The 24,018-nt window shown below is 73.6% G+C and carries 23 protein-coding genes; 4 read left to right on the top strand and 19 right to left on the bottom strand.

Translation table 11 applies throughout. The annotated features are described in order from the left end of the window. Positions 1–355 precede the first annotated feature (355 nt). Positions 356–526: a CsbD family protein gene (locus GD880_RS08015; RefSeq protein WP_152231104.1), complete on the bottom strand. Its 171-nt coding sequence runs from the start codon at positions 524–526 to the stop codon at positions 356–358. A gap of 205 nt (positions 527–731) precedes the next feature. Between GD880_RS08015 and GD880_RS08010 the strand changes: the two genes are divergently transcribed. Continuing rightward, positions 732–1,469 carry a glutamine amidotransferase gene (locus tag GD880_RS08010; protein WP_152231103.1) on the top strand — a complete coding sequence of 246 codons (738 nt, stop codon included), beginning with the start codon at positions 732–734 and terminating at the stop codon, positions 1,467–1,469. 6 nt (positions 1,470–1,475) lie between these two features. On the opposite strand, the gene GD880_RS08005 is transcribed toward GD880_RS08010, so the two are convergent. The 10 genes from GD880_RS08005 to GD880_RS07960 all read right to left on the bottom strand — a co-directional run bounded on the left by GD880_RS08005 (position 1,476) and on the right by GD880_RS07960 (position 10,630). Further along, positions 1,476–2,024 carry a Uma2 family endonuclease gene (locus GD880_RS08005; RefSeq protein WP_152231102.1) on the bottom strand — a complete coding sequence of 183 codons (549 nt, stop codon included), beginning with the start codon at positions 2,022–2,024 and terminating at the stop codon, positions 1,476–1,478. Between the two features lie 231 nt (positions 2,025–2,255). Further along, positions 2,256–4,832, bottom strand: coding sequence for an ATP-dependent Clp protease ATP-binding subunit (locus GD880_RS08000; protein WP_152231101.1), 2,577 nt, complete (start codon positions 4,830–4,832; stop codon positions 2,256–2,258). Positions 4,833–5,010: 178 nt separating this feature from the next. Further along, positions 5,011–5,580: an O-acetyl-ADP-ribose deacetylase gene (locus GD880_RS07995; protein WP_152231100.1), complete on the bottom strand. Its 570-nt coding sequence runs from the start codon at positions 5,578–5,580 to the stop codon at positions 5,011–5,013. Between the two features lie 2 nt (positions 5,581–5,582). After that, positions 5,583–6,008 (bottom strand): D-aminoacyl-tRNA deacylase, encoded by a 426-nt coding sequence (gene dtd / locus GD880_RS07990; protein WP_152231099.1) that lies wholly within the window; start codon positions 6,006–6,008, stop codon positions 5,583–5,585. Positions 6,009–6,018: 10 nt separating this feature from the next. Next, positions 6,019–6,348, bottom strand: a complete 330-nt coding sequence (locus GD880_RS07985; RefSeq protein WP_152231098.1) for a DUF2516 family protein — start codon at positions 6,346–6,348, stop codon at positions 6,019–6,021. Between the two features lie 42 nt (positions 6,349–6,390). After that, the gene (locus GD880_RS07980; RefSeq protein ID WP_152231097.1) at positions 6,391–6,834 is read right to left on the bottom strand and encodes a QcrA and Rieske domain-containing protein; all 444 of its coding nucleotides are present in this window, start codon (positions 6,832–6,834) and stop codon (positions 6,391–6,393) included. 67 nt (positions 6,835–6,901) lie between these two features. Beyond that, positions 6,902–8,026 carry an FUSC family protein gene (locus tag GD880_RS07975; protein ID WP_152231096.1) on the bottom strand — a complete coding sequence of 375 codons (1,125 nt, stop codon included), beginning with the start codon at positions 8,024–8,026 and terminating at the stop codon, positions 6,902–6,904. Then, positions 8,023–9,246 carry a CAF17-like 4Fe-4S cluster assembly/insertion protein YgfZ gene (gene ygfZ / locus GD880_RS07970; RefSeq protein WP_152231095.1) on the bottom strand — a complete coding sequence of 408 codons (1,224 nt, stop codon included), beginning with the start codon at positions 9,244–9,246 and terminating at the stop codon, positions 8,023–8,025. Before ygfZ ends, GD880_RS07975 begins: the two co-directional genes overlap by 4 nt. Position 9,247: 1 nt before the next feature. After that, positions 9,248–9,862 (bottom strand): FABP family protein, encoded by a 615-nt coding sequence (locus GD880_RS07965; RefSeq protein WP_152231094.1) that lies wholly within the window; start codon positions 9,860–9,862, stop codon positions 9,248–9,250. A 45-nt stretch (positions 9,863–9,907) separates the two neighbouring features. After that, positions 9,908–10,630 carry a hypothetical protein gene (locus GD880_RS07960; RefSeq protein WP_152231093.1) on the bottom strand — a complete coding sequence of 241 codons (723 nt, stop codon included), beginning with the start codon at positions 10,628–10,630 and terminating at the stop codon, positions 9,908–9,910. A 327-nt stretch (positions 10,631–10,957) separates the two neighbouring features. On the opposite strand from GD880_RS07960, the gene GD880_RS07955 reads away from it, so the two are divergent. From GD880_RS07955 to GD880_RS07945, 3 genes are all read left to right on the top strand, one after another. After that, on the top strand, positions 10,958–11,692 hold the full coding sequence (locus GD880_RS07955) for a winged helix-turn-helix transcriptional regulator (protein ID WP_152231092.1): 735 nt from the start codon (positions 10,958–10,960) through the stop codon (positions 11,690–11,692). A 367-nt stretch (positions 11,693–12,059) separates the two neighbouring features. Further along, a complete protein-coding gene (locus tag GD880_RS07950; RefSeq protein WP_152231091.1) occupies positions 12,060–12,680 on the top strand; it encodes a DUF47 domain-containing protein in 621 nt (206 codons plus the stop codon). A gap of 5 nt (positions 12,681–12,685) precedes the next feature. After that, on the top strand, positions 12,686–13,687 hold the full coding sequence (locus GD880_RS07945; RefSeq protein WP_152231090.1) for an inorganic phosphate transporter: 1,002 nt from the start codon (positions 12,686–12,688) through the stop codon (positions 13,685–13,687). A gap of 215 nt (positions 13,688–13,902) precedes the next feature. On the opposite strand, the gene pstB is transcribed toward GD880_RS07945, so the two are convergent. The 8 genes from pstB to mshD all read right to left on the bottom strand — a co-directional run bounded on the left by pstB (position 13,903) and on the right by mshD (position 24,018). Next, positions 13,903–14,682 carry a phosphate ABC transporter ATP-binding protein PstB gene (pstB, locus tag GD880_RS07940; protein ID WP_152231089.1) on the bottom strand — a complete coding sequence of 260 codons (780 nt, stop codon included), beginning with the start codon at positions 14,680–14,682 and terminating at the stop codon, positions 13,903–13,905. Between the two features lie 66 nt (positions 14,683–14,748). After that, a complete protein-coding gene (pstA, locus tag GD880_RS07935; RefSeq protein ID WP_152231088.1) occupies positions 14,749–15,795 on the bottom strand; it encodes a phosphate ABC transporter permease PstA in 1,047 nt (348 codons plus the stop codon). Then, complete coding sequence (pstC, locus tag GD880_RS07930; protein ID WP_152231087.1) at positions 15,795–16,778, bottom strand: phosphate ABC transporter permease subunit PstC; 984 nt, start codon at positions 16,776–16,778, stop codon at positions 15,795–15,797. The genes pstA and pstC overlap by 1 nt, the downstream gene beginning before the upstream one ends. Positions 16,779–16,816: 38 nt before the next feature. Then, positions 16,817–17,854 carry a phosphate ABC transporter substrate-binding protein PstS gene (locus GD880_RS07925; RefSeq protein ID WP_226909470.1) on the bottom strand — a complete coding sequence of 346 codons (1,038 nt, stop codon included), beginning with the start codon at positions 17,852–17,854 and terminating at the stop codon, positions 16,817–16,819. Between the two features lie 388 nt (positions 17,855–18,242). Beyond that, a complete protein-coding gene (gene pstS, locus GD880_RS07920; protein WP_226909469.1) occupies positions 18,243–19,376 on the bottom strand; it encodes a phosphate ABC transporter substrate-binding protein PstS in 1,134 nt (377 codons plus the stop codon). Positions 19,377–19,617: 241 nt separating this feature from the next. Then, positions 19,618–20,604, bottom strand: coding sequence for an NUDIX hydrolase (locus GD880_RS07915; protein WP_152231084.1), 987 nt, complete (start codon positions 20,602–20,604; stop codon positions 19,618–19,620). Then, on the bottom strand, positions 20,601–23,078 hold the full coding sequence (locus GD880_RS07910) for an RNA degradosome polyphosphate kinase (RefSeq protein WP_226909468.1): 2,478 nt from the start codon (positions 23,076–23,078) through the stop codon (positions 20,601–20,603). The genes GD880_RS07915 and GD880_RS07910 overlap by 4 nt, the downstream gene beginning before the upstream one ends. 61 nt (positions 23,079–23,139) lie before the next feature. Continuing rightward, entirely contained in the window at positions 23,140–24,018 is an 879-nt protein-coding gene (mshD, locus tag GD880_RS07905; RefSeq protein ID WP_152231083.1) for a mycothiol synthase, read from the bottom strand.

Here is a 24,018-nt window from a genome sequence, read left to right as displayed (position 1 = left end):
GCGGACCGGCTGGACTGTTGTATACAGGGACCCTCGATCCTCACGAGTGTTTCAGCGGTAAACCCAGCGCGATGCCACGAAGAAAATTGCGTTGCATACACGACGGCACCGCTCGGCGTGGCGAGGCAACCGGGATATAGCCCCTGGGCCTCGATATGCACTGCTGGACCGCGAGGAGGCCCAGCCCGCCCAGCTCGAGGACCCGCCCACGCGAAGAGGTACGCCGCGCCGCCCGGCTCGTGCAGGTCCCGCCAGGAGATGTGTGCTCCGTGACGGGCTGACAGGCCCACGCCGCTCTCCACACGACGGGGCCCCGCGGGAGGCGCTTCTCCCGCGGGGCCCGTCACCTGTGCGCCTACTTGGTGGCGTCCTTGATGTCCTCGCCGGCCTGCTTGAGGTTGGCCTTGGTCTTCTCGGCCTGCCCCTTGGCCTCGAGGCTCTCATTGTCGGTGACCTTGCCGGTGGCCTCCTTGGCCTTGCCCTTTGCTTCCTCGGCGGCGTTGCCGATCTTGTCGTCGAGACCCATGGCGGACTCCTTTCGTCGTCGACTGTTGAACCGTTTTCACGGTACGACCGCCGGTGACCGACCGCATCCGGAAGGCCAGCGAGAGCCCCACAGGGCGGGCGCAACGCTCCCGCGCCGTCGTCCCACTCTCTGAGCAAAGGCTCCGGGCGCCGTCCAGGCTGCGACAGCGCTCCCACGGCCGGGCGCCGAGGTGTTCACTGGTCCCGTGCCCACCAAGCCCTTCGCGCTACTGGCCTCGCGCAGCGAGGACGTCGCCGCGGACGAGGAGTACGCCAGCTTCCTGGCGCACTCCGGCCTGCGGCCGGACGAGCTGGTGCGCATCCGGATGGAGTCGGGCACCTTCACGCCGCTGGACCTCGGCCGTTACGCGGGGGTATTCCTCGGCGGCAGCCCGTTCACCGCGTCGGTGCCGGACGAGCACAAGACGGACGAGCAGCTGCGGGTGGAGACGGAGCTGGGCGCGGTGCTCGCCGAGGTCGTCGAGCGGGACTTCCCCTTCCTCGGGCTGTGCTACGGAGTCGGCGCGCTGGGCCGCCTCACCGGCGCGGTCATCGACGGCACCTACGCGGAGAGGACCGGGGCGGTGGAGATCGCGCTGACGGAGGACGGCGCCGCGGACCCGCTGCTCGCCGGCGTCCCGCGCGCCTTCCACGCCTACGTCGGGCACAAGGAGTCCTGCCGGGTGCTGCCGCCCGGCGCCACGCTGCTCGCCACGTCGGCCGCGTGCCCGGTGCAGATGTTCCGGCTGGGCCGTCACCAGTACGTCACCCAGTTCCACCCCGAGCTCGACCGGACCGCGATGGTGACGCGCATCGACGTCTACCGGAACTCGGGGTACTTCCCCGTCGAGGAGGCCGACGAGGTGATCGTGCGGATCTCGCGCGCGGACGTCAGCCGCTCGCACCGGATCCTGCGCAACTTCGTCGAGCGGTACGCAGCGTAGCGCCGATCAGCGGAGCAGGTCCGCGGGCGTGAACCTCACGGCTACCGGGGCGTCCGTCTCGAGGACCTCGTGCCCGATCGCGTGCGCCACCCCGAAGTAGCCTCCGTCGCGCAGCTCCCACGCGGTGAGCGACGGCTCGTCCGGGTCAACCACCCAGTACGACGGCGTCCCGGCCGCCTCGTAGCGGGCGCGCTTGAGGTGGAGGTCGATGAGGCGGGTGCTCGGGGAGAGCACCTCGACGGCCAGCACCGGCGCCGCGGCCAGGTCGCGCTCGGTGAGGTCTGCCCGCGGGGCGACGAGGACGTCGGGCTCGAGCACCGTGTCCTCGGCGAGCGCGACGTCCAGCGGCGCGACGAAGACCTGGAGGTCCTTGGGACAGGCGCGGTCGAGCAGGACCGCGAGCCGGAGCACGGCCGTCTGGTGCCGCGGCCGGGGCGCCGGGGTCACGACCAGCGCACCGTCGACGAGCTCGTGGCGGTGCCCGTCATCGGGCATCGCGTCGAGGTCGGCACGGGTCAGCGGTCGGCTCCGCGGCAGCGTCGTCACGGCGTCCATGGTGCCTCCCGGGGGTCACGGCCACACCATCGCCTGCCCCGGTGACCCCGTGCCCGGTTCATCCACAGGGCCGGGAGGGGACGCCGTCGTCCGCCGTGGCACCGGGAAAGGGCCCGCCGCGGCGCAGGGACGAGACGGTACGAATACCGCCGTGGCACGAAAGGGCCCGGCGACCGCGTGGTCGCCGGGCCCTTCACCCGTGGGAGTGCGCTGCGTGCTGGCGGCAGGCCGTCAGCTCTCGGGCTGGAGCTGGCCGCCCCCGCCCGCGCCGCCGCCCTCGGGCGCCGTCGGCATGTCCCGCTGCTCCACGGTGGCGCCGTGGCCCACCTTGACCGGCTCGGGCTTCTCGATCTCCCCGGCGGGCACGCCGGTGAAGATGAACTCGCCGAGCAGGCCCTCGCCCTGGGCGTCGACCATGATCTTCTGGCCGTGCTTGAGCTCGCCGAACAGGATCTTCTCGGACAGGACGTCCTCGATCTCCCGCTGGATCGCGCGGCGCAGCGGCCGGGCACCGAGGACGGGGTCGTACCCGCGCTCGGCCAGCAGCTCCTTGGCGGCCGGGGTGAGCTCGATCGTCATGTCCTGGTCCCGCAGGCGGGTGTCCAGGCGGGCGATCATGAGGTCGACGATCTGGACGATCTCGTCCTCGGACAGCTGCGGGAAGACGATGACGTCGTCCACGCGGTTGAGGAACTCGGGCCGGAAGTGCTGCTTGAGCTCCTCGTTGACCTTCGTCTTCATCCGCTCGTAGCTGTTGGACAGCTCGCCCTGCGCCTGGAAGCCGGTGAGCAGGCCCTTGGCGATGTCCCGCGTCCCCAGGTTGGTCGTCATGATGATGACGGTGTTCTTGAAGTCGACAACCCGGCCCTGGGAGTCGGTGAGGCGGCCGTCCTCGAGGATCTGCAGCAGCGAGTTGAAGATGTCCGCGTGGGCCTTCTCCACCTCGTCGAACAGGACCACGGAGAACGGGCGACGGCGCACCTTCTCGGTGAGCTGGCCACCCTCCTCGTAGCCGACGTACCCGGGCGGGGAGCCGAAGAGCCGGGAGACGGTGTGCTTCTCCGAGAACTCCGACATGTCGAGCTGGATGAGCGCGTCCTCGTCCCCGAAGAGGAACTCGGCCAGCGCCTTGGCCAGCTCGGTCTTCCCGACGCCGGTGGGGCCGGCGAAGATGAACGAGCCGCCGGGCCGCTTGGGGTCCTTCAGCCCCGCGCGGGTGCGCCGGATCGACTGGGACAGCGCCTTGATGGCGGCGTCCTGGCCGATGATGCGCTTGTGCAGCTCGTCCTCCATGTGCAGGAGCTTGGAGGACTCCTCCTCGGTGAGCTTGAACACCGGGATGCCGGTGCTCATGGCCAGCACCTCGGCGATGAGCTCCTCGTCCACCTCGGCGACGGCGTCCAGGTCGCCGTTCTTCCAGGACTGCTCGCGCTTGGCGCGGCGCTCGCCCAGGGTCTTCTCGTCGTCGCGCAGGCGCGCGGCGCGCTCGAAGTCCTGGTCGTCGATCGCCGACTCCTTCTCGCGGCGGACCTCGGCGATGCGCTCGTCGAGCTCGCGCAGCTCCGGCGGGGCGGTCATGCGCCGGATGCGGAGCCGCGCGCCGGCCTCGTCGATCAGGTCGATCGCCTTGTCCGGCAGGAACCGGTCGGAGATGTAGCGGTCGGCCAGGGTGGCGGCCGCCACCAGCGCCTCGTCCGTGATGGACACGCGGTGGTGCGCCTCGTACCGGTCGCGCAGGCCCTTGAGGATCTCGATGGTGTGCGCGAGCGTGGGCTCGGCCACCTGGATCGGCTGGAACCGGCGCTCCAGGGCGGCGTCCTTCTCGATGTGCTTGCGGTACTCGTCGAGGGTGGTGGCCCCGATGGTCTGCAGCTCGCCGCGGGCCAGCATCGGCTTGAGGATGCTCGCCGCGTCGATGGCGCCCTCGGCGGCCCCGGCCCCGACGAGGGTGTGGATCTCGTCGATGAACAGGATGATGTCGCCGCGGGTGCGGATCTCCTTGAGGACCTTCTTCAGCCGCTCCTCGAAGTCACCGCGGTAGCGCGAGCCGGCCACCAGGGAACCGAGGTCGAGGGTGTAGAGCTGCTTGTCCTTGAGGGTCTCGGGCACGTCGCCGCGCACGATGTTCTGCGCCAGCCCCTCGACGACGGCGGTCTTGCCGACGCCGGGCTCGCCGATCAGCACGGGGTTGTTCTTGGTGCGCCGGGACAGCACCTGCATGACCCGCTCGATCTCCTGGGTCCGGCCGATCACCGGGTCCAGCTTGCCCTCGCGGGCGGCCTGGGTGAGGTTGCGGCCGAACTGGTCGAGCACGGCGGAGCCGGAGGGCTGGCCCTCCTGCGGGCCGCCGGCGGCGACGGGCTCCTTGCCCTGGTAGCCGGACAGCAGCTGGATGACCTGCTGGCGCACCCGGTTGAGGTCCGCGCCGAGCTTGGTCAGGACCTGGGCGGCGACGCCCTCGCCCTCGCGGATGAGGCCGAGCAGGATGTGCTCGGTGCCGATGTAGTTGTGGCCGAGCTGCAGCGCCTCGCGCAGGGACAGCTCGAGGACCTTCTTGGCACGCGGGGTGAAGGGGATGTGGCCGGAGGGGGACTGCTGCCCCTCGCCGATGATCTCCGTCACCTGGGCGCGCACGGCCTCGAGCGAGATGTCCAGCGCCTCGAGCGCCTTGGCGGCAACCCCCTCACCCTCGTGGATCAGGCCGAGGAGGATGTGCTCGGTGCCGATGTAGTTGTGGTTGAGCATCCTCGCCTCTTCCTGGGCGAGGACGACCACGCGTCGGGCACGGTCGGTAAATCGTTCAAACATGTGCACTCCTCACGGGCGGCTGCCTCGGCCCGGGCCCGGCGGCGTCCAGGTCTGGGCAGCGTTCACCCAATCTAACGGCGGGGGTGGGCCCGAACTGCCCGTGTTCGCCACAGGCGTGATGCCCCGCGTCGGGGTGCGGGACGGACGCGACGGTGCTGCGCCCGGGGCGGGATGACGCTCAGCCCAGCGCCGCGGCGAAGGCGCGCAGCAGCCGGTCGTTGAACAGGACAAAGCGTACCTCGGCGACGGTGACGGGCCCGACGTCGGTGACGGTCAGGCCGCACACCTGCTGGCCGTCCCGGGCGTCCTGGCGGGCGGCGAAGGCGCGCACCGCCTCGACGCCGGTGCCCGCGACGGCGTCGGCGTCCCACCCGTAGGCGCCGGCGCTGATCGCGGGGAAGGCGACGGTGCGCGCGCCGATCTCCGCGGCCACCTCGAGCGAGCTGGTGAAGCACGCGGCGAGCAGGGCGGGGTCGGTCTCCCCACGGCGGGCGTCGGGCCCGACGGTGTGGATGACCCAGTCCGCGGGTAGGCGGTGCCCGCCGGTGGCGACGGCCCGGCCCACCGGCAGCCCGTCCGGCAGGGTGGTGCGCCGCAGCCGGCGGCACTCCTCGAGCAGGCCCGGCCCGGCGGCGCGGTGAAGGGCGCCGTCGACCCCGCCGCCGCCCAGCAGGGTGGAGTTCGCGGCGTTGACGACGGCGTCGACCGCCTGGGTGGTGAGGTCGCCGAGCAGGGCCTCGATCCGCACGTCTAGACCTCGACCAGCACGGTGACCGGGCCGTCGTTGACGAGCTCGACGGCCATGTCCGCGCCGAAACGGCCGGTGGCCACCTCGAGGCCGCGCCCGCGCAGCTCCTCGACGACGGCGTCGACGAGCGGCTCGGCGACCGGGCCGGGGGCGGCCTGGTTCCAGGTGGGCCGACGGCCCTTGCGCACGTCGGCGTAGAGGGTGAACTGGGAGACGACCAGGACCGGCGCGCCGGCGTCAAGGGCCGAGCGCTCCTCGCGCAGGATGCGCAGCTCGGCGATCTTGCGGGCGAGACGCTCGACCTGCTGGGGGCCGTCGTCGTGGGTCACGCCCACGAGGGCCACCAGGCCCGGTCGGGTGAGGGCGCCGACGACCTCGCCGTCGACCCGCACGCAGGCGGAGGTGACGCGCTGGAGAACCGCTCTCACGCCGTCGTCCTCACCAGCCGCCGGAGCGCGGGGGGCGGCGGCCGCCGCCGTAGCTGGAGACGGCGGGGCGGACGTCGGCGAGGTAGACGCCGGCGGGCACGACGGCGACGAACTGCAGGAAGCCGGTGAACAGGCCCAGGCCGAGCGGGGGCGGGATGGCGATGAACCCGACGGCCGCGGCGGCGCCGGTGAGGATCAGCCAGAACCTCTTCGTGCGCTTGCCGGCGGCGAGGAAGGCGTTGGCCGGACGGCGGGCGCAGTCGACCAGCGCCCAGACCTCCACCCCGAAGAGCACGAGGGCCAGGACGAGGAAGAGGAGCAGCTGGGCGTTGGCGAGCACGATGTGAGCGTAGGTGACGCGTCAAGCCTGGGGCGAGACGTGTCAGCCGAGGACCACCTCGCCGCCCTCGACCTTGACCGGCACCTCGGGCAGCGGCCGCGGGGCGGGTCCCTGGAGCACCTCGCCGCTGGCCGCGGCGAACCGCGAGCCGTGGCAGGGGCAGTCGAGCTCGCCGCCCTTCACCGCGACGGTGCAGCCCTGGTGCGTGCACACGGCGCTGAACGCCCGGACCGTGCCCTGCTGCGGCTGGACGACGACGACCGGCTCGCCCGCGGGGGTCTCGACCAGCACCCCGGAGCCGACCGGCACGTCGCTGACCGCCGTCAGCCGCCCGCCCGTCCCGCTCGAGGCGGACGTGCCCGACGTCGGCGCGGGCTGCTGGGGCGAGCCCGAGCCGCCGCACGCGGCGAGCAGCGGGAGCGCGACGGCTGCGCCGCCCGCGGTCAGCAGCTGGCGGCGGGAGGGCTGGGCGTCCTTGGTGGTCACGCGCCCATGCTGCACCAGTCGGCGCCCGGCGGCAGCCGAGAGGGAGCACGTTCGCCGGAAGCAGGGATCAGGCGAGCTGGTCGAGGGCCTCCCCGCGCGACATGCCGGAGACCTGGAGGGCGTCGACCGCCAGCGAGCGCAGCAGCGAGACCAGGGTCTGCTGGCGCCAGCCGGCGTCGGCGTAGCGCTCCGGGGCGAGCTCGCTGGCGACGGCGGCCAGGCGCCGGCGGGCGTCCTCGGGCGGGTCCCCGCGGCCCACCGCGGCGGCCAGCGAGCCGATCGCCCCGGCGAGGCTGTCGACGTGGACGGCGATCTCGGGCGCCGGCCCGCCCTCCTGGACCGCCGCCACCGACCGGCGGCTGACCACCCGCGCGTTGCGCATCGCCCGGTCCGTCAGGGTGCACGCCCGCGAGAGCTCCGCGACCGTCCCCCGCTCCCCGCGCAGGGAGGGGTTGACCCGCACCACCTCCCGCGCGCTGCGCGCCGCGGTGGCCCACGAGTCGAGGATCGGCTCGGACGCGCGCCCCTGGGCCAGGGCGTCGGCGGCCAGCTGCGGGTTGCCGGTGCGCAGCCCCGTGGCCAGGGTGCCGAGCAGCGCGGCGATCTCCCCCAGCGCTTCCCGGGCCAGCCCGCGCAGCCGCCGGGTGACGCTGATCGGCAGCGCCGCGGTGACGAGCAGCGCCAGCGCCGCGCCGACCAGGGCGTCGGACCAGCGCCCCAGCGCGCCGCCGGCGAGCATCGTCGCCGGCATCGCGACGATGACGATGCTCTGCACGCCCGCCTGGGTGGTCAGCAGCACGCCGCGGTCGAGGAACTTCGCCACCGAGGCCGACAGCAGGAGGACGAGGCCGATCTGCAGCACGCCGGTGCCGAAGACCTGGACGAAGACCTCGCCGAGGAGCACCCCGAGGCTCGCGCCGAAGCCCAGCTCGGCCACGCGCCGCAGCTGCCGGTCGGCGGTGTTGCCCAGCGCGACCCACGCGGCGATCGGCGCGAACATCGGCAGCGGGTGCCCCAGGAGGTGCCCGGACACCCAGTACGCCAGCGAGGCAGTCCCCGCGGCGATGAGGATCGGCACGAAGGAGTCGCGCAGGCGCCGGCCGCCGAGGCGGGCGCGGACCTCGACAAGCACCTTCCAGCGGCCCAGGACGGCCCCGCGCCGGTCCCCTCGGCGCACCGCCCGGTCGGTCATCTGCGTAGGTCGCGCCGGCGCAGCCCGGCGCCCGGCCGCTCGGCGGGGCGGGCGTCCGTGACGCCGTCGGGACGGACGACGACCTCCTGGGCGGCGGCGACCCCGTCGACGTCGAGCGCGGCGTCGGCGGGCACCGACCGCTTGACGACGGCCAGGGCCACCGGCCCGAGCTCCTCGTGCCGCACGGCCGAGGTGAGCCGTCCCACCGCCTTGTCCCCCAGGCGCACCTCGGCGCCCGGGTCGGGCAGGCGGTCGGCCGAGCCGTCGAGGTGGAGCATGACGAGCCGGCGCGGCGGACGGCCCAGGTTGACCACGCGGGCGATGGTCTCCTGACCTCGGTAGCACCCCTTGGACAGGTGGACGCCGGTGCGCAGCCAGTCCAGCTCGTGCGGGATGGTGCGCTCGTCGACCTCGCGGGCCAGGCGCGGGCGCCAGGCCTCCACCCGCAGCGCCTCCCAGGCCCAGGTGCCGGCGAGGCGGCGCCGGCGGGCCGGGGCAGCGGCGGCGGCACCGGCGCCCGCCGCGCCGGGCCCACCGGCGGCCCCGGGCCCATCGCCGGCGGGGGCGACGAAGGCGTCGACGACGTCGGCCAGGGCCTCGCGGCGCACGACGCTCAACGCCCGGTGGATGTCGATGCCCGGGTGGTCGGCGTCGGCGGGCCCGTAGGCGGTCGAGCCGGGGGCGGTGCGCGGCCAGGGGTCCTGCCAGGTGAGCACGTGCGCGGGGTGCTCCGCCAGCCGGGTCCACCCGCCCGCGGCGGTGCCCAGGACGGCGACGTCGTCGGGGCGGGCGACCTCGACGCGCAGCATGAACCGCATCGAGTCGAGGAACGCGGCGAGGGGCGCGGCGTCGGCGGCCTCGGTGAGCAGCCAGGTGCGCTCGCCGTCGTCCTGCACCGCCGCGGCGTGCTCGACGTGCCCGTTGACGTCGAGCAGCAGCAGCTCGGTGCTCGCGCCCGCCTCGAGGCCGAGGAGGAGCTGGGAGCCGAGCGTGTTGAGCCAGCTGATGCGGTCCGGGCCGGTGACGGTGACGACCCCCAGGTGGGAGAGGTCGACCAGGCCCTCCCCGCGGGCGAGCGCCCGCTGCTCGTGCACCGGGTCGCCGTAGTGCAGGGCCACGCCGGCGTCCGGGCCGGAGCCCTCCACCGCGCCCGGCCGGGCCAGCAGCGGGCTCCGGTACGCCGGGACGTCCGGCACGTGGGGTTCCTCGACGACGCTCATCTCACTCCTCCCGGCTCAGCCGGCCCGAGGCGTAGGACTGCAGCTCCCGGCCGAAGGCGGCCAGGTCCATCGCCCAGAGCAGATCGTGCTGGACCAGCCCGTACATCCGCGTGGCGCCCGACATCTCCGCGGCGGTGGCGGTGCGCACGACGGCGTCGGTGCTCAGGTCCACCCGCGGCCCGCGCACGTTGCCGACGTAGACGCTCAGGTGCCCGGACGGGTCGGCGACGATCACCTCGAGCTCGGTCGTGTCCCGCCGTGGGGTGGGCGCGGCGCTGGCCCCCGAGCCGTTGCCGCTGACCCCGGGCACCGGGGCGGCGACGGGGCGCCAGTAGGACGTCTCGGTGGACCACAGCTGGCCGGCGGTCAGCGTCGCGGCGCCCTGGGTGCCGGTCATCTCCTGGGAGATCTCCCCCGACTGGTCCTTGTCCGAGAGCCAGATGGTGGCGATGGAGCGGAGGTAGGGGCCGCCGTCGTGGTCGAAGACGATCTCCTGGACGAACGGGTGCTCGGGCACGCCCGGGTAGCCGAGCATGCCGAACCCGCGCCACCGGCCGAGCAGCCACGCCAGCGGGTAGCACTCGGGCGCGAGGTCCTCGGGGATGGTGAAGGTCATGGCCCCAGGCTAGCTCCCGGCCCGGGACCGGGCAGCGAGGCCTGCTCAGCCGCCGAGCAGGCGGGCGACGAGGTAGATCGCCATGCCGGGCACGAGCAGGGGCAGCGCCGCGGCGGCCAGCGCCGGGCGCACCCGCCGCGAGGCGGGGAAGCGGCCGAAGAGCACGTGCAGCGCCGCGGTGAGGATGCCGACCGCCAACCCGACCAGCAGCCCGGACAGCCCGCCGACGGCGGTGAGCGCCCACCCGGTGACGAGGCCGGCGACGCCGGCGACCACGGTCGCCAGGGCCGCGCCGAGCTCGGTGCGCACCGGCAGGGCGGTGCACACCGCCGCGGCCGCGATGCTGGCCGCCCCGGTGACGGTCAGCGACGCGAGGGTCAGCCCGCCGGCGGGCGCCGACCACCCGGTGGCGGAGACGACCACCGCGCAGCCGGTGACCACCCCGGAGACGGACTCCACCAGCCGGGGCCGGCCGTCGCGGCGGAGCATCTGGTGGACGAACGCGCCGATGACCGCCAGCCCGACGACGACGGCGAGTCCCGCCACCGAGCCCAGCCGCACCACGGCGGTGGCCGCCACCGCCACCACGGCGATGACCACGCCGGCCCCGCGGGTGGTGGGCAGGCCGATCAGCCGGGGCCAGCCGGCGGCGAAGACCAGGCAGAGCAGCAGGATCAGCGCGGTCAGCAGGTCCCGGGAGAGGTACCCGGCGAGCGCGAGGACGGCGGCGCCCAGGGCCGTCACGGCGGCCCGGCTGCCGGCCCCCATCACCGCACGCTCCGGCGGGCGCGCCCCTCGCCTCGCGCGCCCCGGGCCCGGTCGCGGGGCACGGAGAGTCCTCCCGCCCGACGGCAGGGGGCGGTGAAGGCGAGCACGGGCCGATTGTTGCAGATCGGTCGCGACCCGGGCGGACGGCGTCCGGCGCCCACCGCGGGCCGCCCCTCCCGTCCAGGGCCCCCGGCGACAGCGGGCTCCGCCCCGGCCCCAGCGCCCCGGGGCGGCGGGTCGCGCCCGTCCCAGGCACCCCGGACGCCGGCCCCGGTCCGGCGCCGGCGGCCACTACAGTGAGCGAATCGACGGGGGGAGGGAGGGACGATGGCCGAGCTCCTGCTGCTCACCGCGGACCCGGCGGGAGCGGCCCACGTGCTGCCCGCGCTGACCCTCCTCGGCCACCGCGTCACCGTCGCCCCGATGGCCCCGTCGGCGCTCGTCGACCACGCCGAGGCGGCCGCGGTCCTGCTCGACGCGCGCCGCGACCTCGTCGCCGCCCGGACCCTGTGCCGGATGCTCAGCGGCCCCCTCGCGGCGCCGCCGGTGCTGCTCGTGCTCGCCGAGGGCGGGTTCACCGCAGTCTCGACCACCTGGGGCGCCGCCGACGTCGTCCTGGAGTCCGCCGGGCCGGCCGAGGTCGAGGCCCGGCTGCGGATGGTGGCCGAACGCACCCAGGTGCCGCGGGCGCCGGAGGAGCCCGAGCGGGTGGAGGCGGGCGACCTGGTCATCGACGCCTCGGCCTACACCGCCCGCATCCGGGGCCGGGTGCTCGACCTCACCTACAAGGAGTTCGAGCTGCTCCGGCACCTCGCCCAGCACCCCGGCCGCGTGCTCAGCCGCGCCCAGCTGCTGCAGGAGGTCTGGGGCTACGACTACTACGGCGGCACCCGCACCGTCGACGTCCACGTCCGGCGGCTGCGCGCCAAGCTGGGCTCCGAGCACGACCAGATGATCGGCACCGTCCGCAACGTCGGCTACCGCTTCGACCCGCGCGGCCGCGACACCACCATCACCGGGACGGCGGAGCCCGTCGAGGAGCCGGCGGGGGTCGCAGAGTAGGCCCGCCTGGCCGCCGGCGGCGGGCTTTCCTCAGTGCGCGAACGCCCGCCGCCCAGGCCAGGGCCCTGCCGTACAGTGGAGCGCGACGCCGGGCCGCGAAAGCCCCGGGCTCCAACACAAGCCGCTACGAGCGGCCTTCGCGCCGACAGGCGCTCTCCGGTCCGGCGTCCTTCCTTGGCCGCCTCCGGCCGCCCGCGGCGCCGCGGCGGCCACAGCGGCGCCAGGCCGGACGGCGTGACCGGCGCCACGGCACCGGGCGTGAGCCGCGCCACCGTGCCCGCGTGGGGCGGCGCAACCGGGGCGGGGACCCGCGGGTTCTGCTCTAGCCTGAGGGGCGTTCACCCCCTCACCTCTCCAGGAGCAGCTGGTGCGATTCAGCCCGGTCCCCCGTGGCGCTCAGTTCTTCGAGCTCTTCACCGAGTCCGCGGCGCACCTGCTCACCGGCGCCGGGCTGCTCGCCCGCATCCTCGGCGCCGACCGGACCGAGCGGGCCGAGCTCGCCAGCCGGCTCGGCGACACCGAGCACGCCGCCGACGAGGTCGCCCACCAGGTCTTCACCGCCCTGGCCCAGACGTTCGTCACCCCGTTCGACCGCGAGGACATGTACCACCTGGCGACGGCGCTGGACGACTGCATGGACGCGATGGACGAGGCCGGCGAGCTCATCGTCCTGTACAGGCTCGGCGCCCTGCCCGACGGCGTCGGGGAGCTGGTGGCCCTGCTGCAGCGCTGCGCCGAGCTCACCCACGAGGCCATGCCGCACCTGCGCTCCTTCGACGGCCTGCCGGAGTACTGGATCGAGATCAACCGCCTCGAGAACCAGGCGGACCGGGTCTACCGCCGCCTGCTGGCCGGGCTCTTCGAGGACGGCGCCGACCCGCTCGCCGTCATCAAGGTCAAGGGCGTGGTCGACGCCCTCGAGTCGGCGGCGGACTCCTTCGAGAAGCTCGCCAACGGGGTCCAGACGATCGTCCTGAAGGAGTCCTGACCCGCGTGGACCTCGTCGTCGCCCTCGTCGTGGTCGTCGTGGCCGTGGCGCTGTTCTTCGACTTCACCAACGGCTTCCACGACGCCGCCAACGCCATCGCCACGTCGGTCTCCACCCGGGCGCTGACCCCGCGGCTCGCCGTGGCCATGGCGGCCGCGATGAACCTGCTCGGGGCGCTGCTGGGCACCGGCGTGGCGCAGACCATCGGCTCGGGCATCATCAGCCCGCCGTCGGGGGTTGCCGGCCTGGCCGTGGTGCTCGCCGGCCTCGGCGGTGCCATCGCGTGGAACCTCTTGACGTGGTGGTTCGGCCTGCCCTCGTCCTCGACGTACGCCCTCATCGGCGGCCTGGCCGGCGCCGGCATCGCCGCCGGCACCACCGTGCACTGGGACGTGCTGGCCGGGCTGGTCGCGCTGCCGATGGTCCTCTCGCTCGTGCTCGGCCTCGTCCTGGGCTACGTCGGCATGGTCGGCGTGCTGTGGGCGGTGCACCGCCGGGCGTTCGCGCCCACCATGCGCCGGTTCCGGATGGCGCAGAGCGTCTCCGCGGCGGCGATGGCGCTCGGGCACGGGCTGCAGGACGCCCAGAAGACGATGGGCGTGATCACCCTCGCGCTCGTCGCCGGCGGGCTGCACCAGGGCCCCTCCATCCCGCTGTGGGTCACGATCGTCGCGGCGATCGCCATCGCCGCGGGCACCTACGCCGGGGGCTGGCGCATCATGCGGACGCTGGGCCGCCGGGTCATCGAGCTCGACCCGGCCCGCGGGTTCGTCGCCGAGTCGGTCGCCGCGAGCCTGCTCTACGGCGCCGCGTACCTCTTCCACGCACCGGTCTCCACCACCCAGACCATCACCGCGGCCATCATGGGCGTGGGCGCCACCCGGCGCCTGTCGGCGGTGCGCTGGGGGGTGGCCGGCAAGATCGGCGTCGCCTGGGTCCTCACCATCCCCGGCGCCGGGCTGACCGCCGCCGCCCTCGCCGCGCTGTTCGGCCTGCTCGGCGCCTGACGACGACCGCGGTGGCCGCCGAGACCATCGCCGACTGGCCCGCGAGGTTGCCCGCCCGGGCGCGCCCGGCCGCCGTCCTCCACACGACGACGACGGCCCGGCCGGTCAGTGCTGACCGTCCGGGCCGTCGTCGTCGCGGGCACGACGAGCGCCGTCGGCGCGCCGCTCACCTGTGCTGGCGCACCCGCCGGCTCACCGCTGGCGCCCCCGGGGGCTCACCCGAAGCGGCCGGAGATGTAGTCCTCGGTCTCCTTCTTCGCCGGGGAGGAGAACATCTTGTCGGTGTCGTCGAACTCGATCAGGTGCCCCGGCTTGCCGGTGCCGGCGATGTTGAAGAAGCCGGTGCGGTCGGAGACGCGGGCCGCCTGCTGCATGTTGTGGGTGACGATGACGATCGTGTACTCGTCCTTCAGCCGGGACATGAGGTCCTCGATGGCCAGGGTGGAGATGGGGTCCAGGGCCGAGCAGGGCTCGTCCATGAGCAGCACCTCCGGCTCGACGGCGATCGCCCGGGCGATGCACAGGCGCTGCTGCTGGCCGCCGGAGAGGGAGGAGCCGGGCCGGTCGAGGCGGTCCTTGACCTCGTTCCACAGGTTGGCGCCGGTGAGCGCGCGCTCGACGAGCTCTTCGGCGTCGTGCTTGCGGATCTTGCGGTTGTTGAGCCGCACCCCGGCGAGCACGTTGTCCGCGATGGACATCGTGGGGAAGGGGTTGGGCCGCTGGAACACCATGCCGACCTGGCGGCGGACCATGACCGGGTCGACGTCGGGGGCGTAGAGGTTCTGCCCGTCCATGACGGCCTCGCCCTCGACGCGGGCGCCGGGGATGACCTCGTGCATGCGGTTGAGGGTGCGCAGGAAGGTGGACTTGCCGCAGCCGGACGGGCCGATGAGCGCGGTGATGGACTTCGGCTCGATCGTCATGTTGACGTCCTCGACGGCGAGAAAGTCCCCGTAGTAGACGTTGAGGTTCCGGACGTCGATGCGCTTAGACACGGGCGTTCCTTCCTAGAAGGGCGGCGGTGAGGCCGGCGAGGCAGGGGCGGGGGCGGGTGAGCGGCATCAGCGCTCACCCTTCGGGGCGAAGTACCGGCTCACGAGGCGCGCGGCGAGGTTGAGGAGCATGACGATCGCGACGAGGGTCAGCGCCGCGGCCCACGAGCGGTCGAGGCCGACGCCGCCCTGGGCGAACTGCCGGTAGGCGAACACCGGCAGGGTCGCCATCCGCCCCTCGAAGGGGTCGTTGTTGATGTTGGAGATGATGCCCACCGTCATCAGCAGCGGCGCGGTCTCCCCGATGACGCGGGCGATGGCGATCATCACGCCGGTGGTGATGCCGGCGATGGCGGTGCGCAGCACGACCTTGACGATGGTCAGCCACTTCGGCACGCCGAGCGCGTAGGCGGCCTCCCGCAGCTCGTTGGGCACCAGGCGGAGCATCTCCTCCACGGAGCGGATGACGACCGGCGTCATGAGCACGGCGAGCGCGACGGCGCCCATGAACGCCGAGCGGTACGCGGGGCCGACGAGGATGGTGAACAGCGCGAAGGCGAACAGGCCGGCGACGATCGAGGGGATGCCGGTCATGACGTCGACGAGCACGGTGATCGCCCGGGCCAGGCGGCCCTTGCCGTACTCCACGAGGTAGATCGCGGTGAAGATGCCCAGCGGGATCGAGATGACCGAGGCGATCCCGGTGACCCACAGCGTGCCGATGATCGCGTGCGCGGCACCGCCGGAGGTCATGTCACCGAAGACCCCGGTCATGTCGGTGGTGAGGAACTCCCAGCTGAACAGCTTCAGGCCGTTCCTGAGGACGATCCACACCAGGGAGACCAGCGGGACCATCGCCAGCACGAAGGCGCCGGTGACGAGGGACGTCGCCAGGCGGTCCTTGGCCGGCCGCTGGCCCTCGACGCGGCGGTACACCGCCCAGTTGACGACGATGAACAGCAGCGCGCCGAGGAAGGCCACGGAGGCCACGGTGGGCTGGCCGAACAGCACCATGAGGACGAGGACGAGGGCGAACGAGCCAGCGAGGACGGCCCACGGCGTCCAGCCCGGCAGCCGGCCGGCGCGCGTGGTGAGGGTGGAGGTGGTGGCGGTCATCAGTTCGCTCCCGAGAACTCGGCGCGGCGCGCGATGATCCAGCGCGCGACGAGGTTCACGCCGAAGGTGATGGCGAACAGGGCGAGCCCGGTCGCGATGAGGACGTCGGCGCCCAGCCCGGAGGCCTCCGGGAACTGGTTCGCGATGTTCGCCGCGATCGACTGGTGCTGCCCCGGCTTGAGCAGATAGAAGTTGATGAGGAACCCGGGCGACAGGATCATCAGCACGGCCATCGTCTCGCCCAGGGCGCGGCCGAGGCCGAGCATCGAGGCGCTGATGATGCCCGAGCGGCCGAACGGGAAGACGGCCATCCGGATCATCTCCCACCGCGTCGCGCCCAGCGCGAGGGAGGCCTCCTCGTGCAGGCGCGGGGTCTGGAGGAACACCTCGCGGATGGTCGCGGTGATGATCGGGAGAATCATCACCGCCAGCACGATGCCGGCGGTCATGATGTTCTTCGCCGGGGCCTGGAAGCCGCTGAGCGGGGGGATGAAGCCGAGGGTGTCGCTCACCCACGTGAAGGCGGGGTTGAGCACCGGCACGAGCCAGGCCATGCCCCACATGCCGTAGACCACCGAGGGGATCGCGGCGAGGAGGTCGACGAGGTAGCCCAGCCCCTGCGCGGCGCGGCGCGGGGCGTAGTGCGAGATGAACAGCGCGATGGCGATGCTCAGCGGCACGGCGATGAGGAGCGCCAGCGCGGAGGAGAGCAGCGTGCCGAAGATGAGCGGGGCGATGTACTGCCACAGGTTCTCGCCGCCCATGAAGCCGACCTCGGCGTACTCCGCCTGGGAGGCGCTGATCGCGGGCCAGGAGCGCACCAGCAGGAAGCCGGCCACCGCCGCCAGGATGACGAGGATGACGATCCCCGCGCCGGTCGAGATGCCGGCGAAGACCGGGTTGCCCAGGCGGCCCGGGGGACGGCTCAGCCGAAGGCTGGTCTGGTCCCGGGGCGGGGCCTCGGGTGTGCTGGCGGCTACCACGGATCCTCCGCGTTGTGTCGTAGTTCTGGTCGTTCGGTTCACGGGGCCGCGACGGCGATCTGGCCGATGGCGGCGTCCACCCGCTGGCGCAACGCCGCCGAGATCGGGGCGGACCCGGCGACGTCCGGGTCGGCCGCGCGCTGCTGCCCCGGCTCGGAGGCGATGTAGCTCAGCAGCGCCTTGACGTTGGCGACGTCGGGCTCGCTGTCGTAGCGCGAGCAGGCGAGGGTGTAGGAGATGAGCACCACCGGGTAGGTGCCGGCCTGCGTGGTGTCGCGGGCGAGGTCCACGGTCACGCGCAGGTCCGTGGCGTCCGGAGCCGGCGCCGAGACGTCGACGACGGCCGCGGCCGCCTCCGGCGAGACCGGCACGAAGTCCTCGCCCACCCCGACCGCGACGGTGCCGAGGGTGTCCGGGACCTGGGCGGCGTCGGCGTAGCCGATGGTGCCCTCGGCGCCCTGCAGGGTGCCGATCAGGCCCGAGGTCTGGGCGCCGGACTGGGTGCCCGAGCGCGGCCACGTCTGGCTCGGCTCGTGCGGCCAGGCGCCGCCGGCCGCGGCGGCGAGGTACTCGGTGAAGTTCTCGGTGGTGCCGGAGTTGTCCGAGCGGTTGACCGGCACGACCGGCAGGTCGGGCAGCGCCACGCCGGGGTTGGTCGCGGCGATGGCCGGGTCGTCCCACCGGGCGATGTCGCCGTTGAAGAGGGCGGCGATGGTCTCCGGGCGGAGCTTGAGGTGCTCGGTGCCCAGCCCGGGCAGGTTGTAGGCGACGGCGATCGGGGAGATGTACAGCGGCAGCTCGACGACCTCGCCGCCGAAGCACCGCTCCGCGACCCGGGCCAGCTCCTTCTCCTTCATGGCGGCGTCCGAGCCGGCGAAGAGCACGGCGCCGTTGAGGAACATCTCGCGGCCCGTGCCCGAGCCCACCGGGTCGTAGGACGTGACGACGTCCTTGTGGGCCTCCTGGAAGCCGGCGATCCAGGCGGTCATCGCGACCTCCTGGGACGACGCCCCGGCGCCGGGCAGCGTGCTGACGTCGCTGCACCCGGCGAGCCCGAGCGTGAGCGCGGCGGACACGACGAGGCCTGCTCGGCGACGTGTCGCACGCGTACCACCTTCTGTCCGGGATCCCCGGGAGCGACGCACCGCCCGGGCGAGACCGAGGCTAAGCACGCGCGGTGTCCGGAGGGCGGGCAGCAGGTGAACGCGCGGTGAACGAGCCTTGTCGGGTCCCTCACAGGTGTCGCGAAGCTCGGGGCAGGCACGCATTTGGACGGTTCTCCACTCCGACGGGGTGCGGGGCGTCATACCGGACGACATCGCGGTACACATCGGGAGTGAAGATACGGGATGCGGGTCCCGGATGCGCTGGTGGGCCGGTCCCGCAGGACCGGCCCACCAGGCGCTCTGATCAGGAGGATCAGCTCGCGCGGCGCTGATCGAGGATCAGCGCGCGAGAGTCAGCTCACGCGGCGGTGATCTTCTCGATCGCGGCCGTGACCTCCTCGCGGAGGGTGTCGGAGATCGGCGCGGAACCGGCGACGCTCGGGTCGGCGGCGCGCTGCTGGCCCTCCTCGGAGGCGATGTAGGTCAGCAGCGCCTTGACGTTCTCGGCGTCCTGCTCGCTGTCGTAGGTGGAGCACGCGAACGAGTAGGAGACCAGCACGATCGGGTAGGAGCCGGACTCCTGGGTGTCGCGGGCCAGGTCGATGGTCAGGCGCAGGTCCGTGGCGTCGTCGGTGGCCGGGGAGGCGTCGACGACGGCGGCCGCGGCCTCCGGGGAGAACGGCACGAACTCGTCACCCACGCCGACGGCGACGGTGCCGAACCCGTCCGGCACCTGAGAGGCGTCGAGGTAGGCGATGGTGCCCTCGGCCGACTGCAGGGTCTGCACGACGCCGGAGGTCTGCGCGCCGGACTGGCCCCCCTCGATCGGCCAGGTCTCCGCGGCGTCGTGGGCCCAGGCGCCGTTCCCGGCCTTCGCCAGGTAGTCGGTGAAGTTCTTCGTGGTGCCCGAGTCGTCGGAGCGGTGCACCGGGACGATGTTGGTGGCGGGCAGCTCGACGCCCTCGTTCGTCGCGGCGATGGCCGGGTCGTTCCACTTCGTGATCTCGCCGGCGAAGATCTTGGCGAGCGTCTCGGGCTGGAGGTTGATGTTCTTCGCGTCGACGCCGGGCAGGTTGTAGGCCACGGCGATCGGGGAGATGTACAGGGGCAGCTCGACGGCCTCGCCACCGAAGCAACGCTCCTTGGCGGACTCGATCTCCTCGGGCTTGAACGCCGAGTCGGAGCCACCGAAGAGCACGGCGCCGTTGAGGAACATCTCGCGGCCGGTGCCGGAGCCCGTGGGGTCGTAGGAGACCTGCACGTCGGGGTTGGCCTCCTGGAAACCGGCGAGCCAGCCGGTCATGGCCTTCTCCTGGGAGGAGGCGCCGGCGCCGGGCAGCGTGCCGGACAGCGCGGCGGCACCCTCGGAGGCCGAGGCGTCCGCGCTCGCGCCCTCCTCGGCCTTGGTGTCGCTGCTGCACGCGGCCAGGGTGATCGCCAGGGCGCTGATCGCGGCCATTCCCGCCACGCGGCGGCTACCTGCAAGCTTCACGGTCAATTCCATCCTCTGTGTCGGTGGGCCGGCGCGTAGGGGGGAAAGTGGCCGACCACGACGCGACGTTAGGGACCGAGGGTGACCGCATGGCTGTCGAACGGTGAACGCGGGGTGAACCGTGCGCGACGGTTGCGTCACATTTCCGCAACCCCGTCGCGCAGCCACCGTGCCAGCCTGGTCGCAGCCACCGTGGCGGGCTGGTCGCAGCCACAGTGGCGGGCTGGCCGCCGGGTCCGGGTCAGGCCGCGGGCCGGTGCTTCTCCAGCGCGACGACGGCGGCCCGCCGGCCCGGCCGCTGGGCCAGGTGCACCACGAGCATCTCGGCGGTCTTGAGCCAGGGGTCGGACTCGGGCACCTGACGCATGATCCGGTGCGGGGTGCGCCGGGCGATCTCCTCGACCACCGTGGGCAGCACGGGCCGGTGGGTGCACAGCGCCACGGGCACGTCCCGGCGGGTGAGCTCGCCCCGGAGCAGGGCCCGGACCGGCCGGGGGTCGCGGGCGTGGGCGTCCTCGGTCAGCTCGGGCCGCAGCTCCGCGCCGATGCCGGTGGCCTCGAGGTAGGGCCGCACGGTGGCGGCGCACCGCTCCCACGGGGAGGTCATGACGTCCTCGATGCCGTAGGCCGCGAGCAGCGGCACCAGGTGCTCCGCTTGGAGGGTGCCGGCCGGGGTGAGCGGGCGGGTCGCCTCCCCGCCGTTCCAGGCCGAGCGCTTGCGGGCCCGGGCGTGCCGGACCACCGCCATCGTCCAGGTGCGCAGCCGCTCGTCGTGCCACTGGTCCACCAGCGCGCCCAGCGGCTCGAGGTCGTGGGGGTAGGTGAGCAGGGCGGGGGCCTTGCGCACGTCCACCCACCGGGCGTCGTCGATCTCCGAGGCCGGCGCGGGGACGACGTCGTCGCGGCCCATGACGCTCTGGGCGCCGTCGCCGATCACCTGGGCGGCCCAGTAGTGGGCGGCCTTGGTGCGCCCGTCGCCGTTCTTGTACGTCACCACGGGCAGCGGCTGGCCCAGCGCCACGTGGACCCCGGTCTCCTCGGCCACCTCCCGCACCGCGCAGGCGACCAGGCTCTCGCCGTCCTCGACCTTGCCCTTGGGCCAGGACCAGTCGTCGTAGCGGGGCCGGTGGACGGCGAGGACCTCGAGCCGGCGCTTGTGCACGCGCCACACGAGCGCCCCGGCGGCCTGGACGGTGGTCCGGGCGGCCGTCGCCGCGCGCGGGCTCACCGGCGGGCGGCGACGCGGCTGCGGGCGCGCGCCATGAGCATCTCCTGCAGGTCGTCCAGGCGCTGCCCGTCCGGGCCCCGGTTGACCCGGTGCCACCCGTCGGTGCCGAGGTGCCAGGTGGACGTCGTGTCCGCCACCGACACGTCGAGCAGCTCGACGAGGAAGTCGATCTGTCCCGGGTCGACGATCCGGATCAGCGCCTCGACGCGGCGGTCGAGGTTGCGGTGCATGAGGTCCGCGGAGCCGATCCACACCTCGGGGTCGCCGTCGTTGCCGAACGCGTAGATGCGGGCGTGCTCGAGGAAGCGGCCCAGGATGGACCGCACCCGGATGTTCTCGCTCAGGCCCGGCACCCCGGCCCGCAGGGCGCAGATGCCGCGCACGACGACGTCGACCGGCACGCCGGCCTGGCTGGCCCGGTACAGCGCGTCGATGATCGCCTCGTCGACGATGGAGTTCGCCTTGAACTTCACCCACGCCGGCCGGCCGGCGCGCTTGTTCTCGATCTCCCGCTCGATCCGCTCGATGAGGCCGGGGCGGATGGAGCGCGGCGCGACGAGCAGCCGGTGGAACCGGGTGCGCGGGGCGTAGCCGGAGAGCTGGTTGAACAGGCGCGTGAGGTCCTGGCCGACGTCCCGGTCGCACGTGAGCAGCCCGAGGTCCTCGTAGCCGCGGGCGGTCTTAGGGTGGTAGTTGCCGGTGCCGACGTGGCAGTAGCGGCGGAGCCCGTCCGGCTCCTGGCGCACCACCAGGCACAGCTTGGCGTGCGTCTTGAGCCCGACGATGCCGTAGACGACGTGCACGCCGGCCTGCTCGAGCTTGCGCGCCCAGGTGATGTTCGCCTGCTCGTCGAAGCGGGCCTTGATCTCGACGATGGCGAGCACCTGCTTGCCGGCCTCGGCGGCGTCGATGAGGGCGTCGACGATCGGGGAGTCCCCGGAGGTGCGGTACAGCGTCTGCTTGATGGCCAGCACGTGCGGGTCCGCGGCGGCCTGGGCGATGAACTGCTGCACCGACGTCGAGAACGAGTCGTAGGGGTGGTGCAGGAGGATGTCCTGCTGGCGGATGGCGTTGAAGAAGTCCGTGGGGTTGGCCGACTCGACCTCCGCCAGCCCCTGGGCCGTCACCGGCACGAACTTGGGGTACTTCAGGCTCGGCCGGTCCAGGTCGTGCACGAGGTCCAGGCCGGTCAGGTCCAGCGGGGCGGGCAGGTGGAAGACGTCCTTCTCCCCCACCTGCAGCTCGCGCATGAGCAGGTCGAGCACGTGCGGGCTGATGCCCTCGGCGACCTCCAGCCGCACGGCGGGGCCGAAGCGGCGCCGCACGAGCTCCTTCTCGAGGGCCTTGAGGAGGTTCTCGGCGTCGTCCTCCTCGACCTCGAGGTCCTCGTTGCGGGTGACCCGGAAGGTGTGGTGCTCGATGATCTCCATGCCGGGGAAGAGCGCGTCGAGGTGGTGGCCGATGACCTCCTCCAGCGGCACGAAGGCGGTGCGGCCGCCGGCGTCGGCCGGGACGTCCTCGGGCCGGTAGGGGCGGCCCTCGGAGTCGACGGCGATGAACCGCGGCAGCAGCGGCGGCACCTTCACCCGGGCGAAGTGCTCCTTGCCCGAGGCGGGGTTGCGCACGAGCACGGCGAGGTTGAGCGAGAGGCCGGAGATGTACGGGAAGGGGTGCGCCGGGTCCACCGCCAGCGGCGTGAGCACCGGGAAGATCTGCTTGCGGAAGAACTTGTGCAGCCGGTCCTGCTCGCTCTGGCCGAGGTCGTCCCAGTGCAGCAGCTCGATGCCGACCTCGGCGAGCTTGGGCTGGACGTCGTCGGCGAAGACGTGCGCGTGCCGGACGGCGAGCTCCTTCGCCTTGGCGCTGATGGCGTCGAGCACCTGGCGCGGCGAGAGGCCGGACGCCGCGGTGACCGCCATGCCGGTGGCCATGCGCCGCTTGAGGCCGGCGACGCGGACCATGTAGAACTCGTCGAGGTTGGAGGCGAAGATCGCCAGGAACCAGGCGCGCTCGAGGAGCGGGAGGTCCTGGTCCTCGGCCTGCTCGAGCACCCGCTCGTTGAACGCCAGCCAGCTCAGCTCCCGGTCGGCGAAGCGGCCCTCCGGCAGCTCGGCCTCCGACGGCGGCAGGTGGTCCTCGAGCGCCTCGGCGCGGGCCTCCCGGACCTGCCGGGACAGGGAGGACGCCGACGTGGACACCCCGCCGAGCATGCGGGCCATCGCGCGGGCCTGGGCGGCCAGCTCGTCGTCGGCGTCGGTCTCGAGCTGGTCGGCGAGCTCGTCCTCGGCGTCGTCGACGAGCTGGGCCGGGTCCGGGGAGCGCGCGTCCGTGCCGCCGTCGGGCCGGACGTCGTCGACCGTCCCGCCCCCGGCCGGGGCCACGCCGTCCGCGGCCCGGGTCCCGGACTCCTCGGCGCGCGGCCCCACCGGGTCCGCAGCGCGGCTGATGGCGTCGGTGTGCTCGGAGCTCGTCATAGCCCCCATCGTCCCACCAGAAGGTGACGGGCGGGTGTCCGAGACGGCCCGCCGGCACGCCTCACCGGTACTGGACGTCGATGGCGACGCACCGGAAGCCCTCCTTCTGGTACGTGCGCAGGGCGGCGTCGTTGTCCCCCTCGACGTAGAGGGTGGCGCTGCGCAGCCCGCGCCGGGCGAGCTCGACCATGGCCCGGCGGGTGAGCATGCCGCCCAGGCCCTGCCCCTGGGCGCCCGGGTCGACGCCCAGGGCGTAGATCTCCCCCGAGCTCTCCCCGGGCACCACCTTGACCCACATGGACGCCGCCGGGGCGGCGTCCGGCGCGCCGGTGGGGTAGGCGAGCCAGAGCAGGGTCGGGTCGAACCAGTCCTCGGCCTCGCGCGCCTGCAGGTCCGCGACGCTCATCCGGCCCTGCTCGGGGTGGTGGGCGAAGGCGCGGGCGTTGAGGGTGACCCAGTCCTGCTCGTCCCGGCCCGGGGTGAAGGTCCGGACGGTCACGGCCGGGTGCCCGGGCAGCGCGGCGCCGTCGAGCGGGCCCAGCGGCGCCGACATCTGGAGCAGCTCGCGCACCACCCGCAGCCCGGCCGAGGCCGCGAGCGCCTGGGCGCCGGTGAGGTTGCCGTGGGCCCAGATCGCCGCCTGCGGCGCGGCGGCCCGGACCGCGTCGAGCAGGGCCCGGCCCACCCCCTGCCGGCGCGCGGCCGGGGCGACGGCGAGCTCGGCGCTGGCGCTCGGGCCGGGGTCGAGCTGGGCGTAGCCGGCCAGCCGGCCGTCGTCGTCGGCGACGAGGAAGTGGCGCACCGGGCGCACCGGGTGGCGCAGCTCGAGCAGGGTCTGCTCGGAGAGCGCGGGCACCCCGTCCTCGCGGGCGACGTCCTCGGCGAGGGTCAGGACGTCGCTGCACGCCTCGCCCGCCACCTGGTCCAGCTGCCTGATCAT

This window comes from Georgenia ruanii, assembly GCF_009193175.1.
Taxonomy (GTDB): domain Bacteria; phylum Actinomycetota; class Actinomycetes; order Actinomycetales; family Actinomycetaceae; genus Georgenia; species Georgenia ruanii.
Note: the sequence above shows the minus strand (reverse complement) of the source record. Positions and strands in the feature narration are given on the sequence as shown.

Excerpts from the sequence above, each read along its gene's own strand:
- GD880_RS08015 (WP_152231104.1), bottom strand. The coding sequence starts at position 526 with ATGGGTCTCGACGACAAGATCGGCAACGCCGCCGAGGAAGCAAAGGGC.
- GD880_RS08005 (WP_152231102.1), bottom strand. The coding sequence starts at position 2,024 with ATGGACGCCGTGACGACGCTGCCGCGGAGCCGACCGCTGACCCGTGCC.
- GD880_RS08000 (WP_152231101.1), bottom strand. The coding sequence starts at position 4,832 with ATGTTTGAACGATTTACCGACCGTGCCCGACGCGTGGTCGTCCTCGCC.
- GD880_RS07975 (WP_152231096.1), bottom strand. The coding sequence starts at position 8,026 with ATGACCGACCGGGCGGTGCGCCGAGGGGACCGGCGCGGGGCCGTCCTG.
- ygfZ (WP_152231095.1), bottom strand. The coding sequence starts at position 9,246 with ATGAGCGTCGTCGAGGAACCCCACGTGCCGGACGTCCCGGCGTACCGG.
- GD880_RS07965 (WP_152231094.1), bottom strand. The coding sequence starts at position 9,862 with ATGACCTTCACCATCCCCGAGGACCTCGCGCCCGAGTGCTACCCGCTG.
- GD880_RS07960 (WP_152231093.1), bottom strand. The coding sequence starts at position 10,630 with ATGGGGGCCGGCAGCCGGGCCGCCGTGACGGCCCTGGGCGCCGCCGTC.
- GD880_RS07955 (WP_152231092.1), top strand. The coding sequence starts at position 10,958 with ATGGCCGAGCTCCTGCTGCTCACCGCGGACCCGGCGGGAGCGGCCCAC.
- pstA (WP_152231088.1), bottom strand. The coding sequence starts at position 15,795 with ATGACCGCCACCACCTCCACCCTCACCACGCGCGCCGGCCGGCTGCCG.
- GD880_RS07910 (WP_226909468.1), bottom strand. The coding sequence starts at position 23,078 with ATGACGAGCTCCGAGCACACCGACGCCATCAGCCGCGCTGCGGACCCG.
- mshD (WP_152231083.1), bottom strand. The coding sequence starts at position 24,018 with ATGATCAGGCAGCTGGACCAGGTGGCGGGCGAGGCGTGCAGCGACGTC.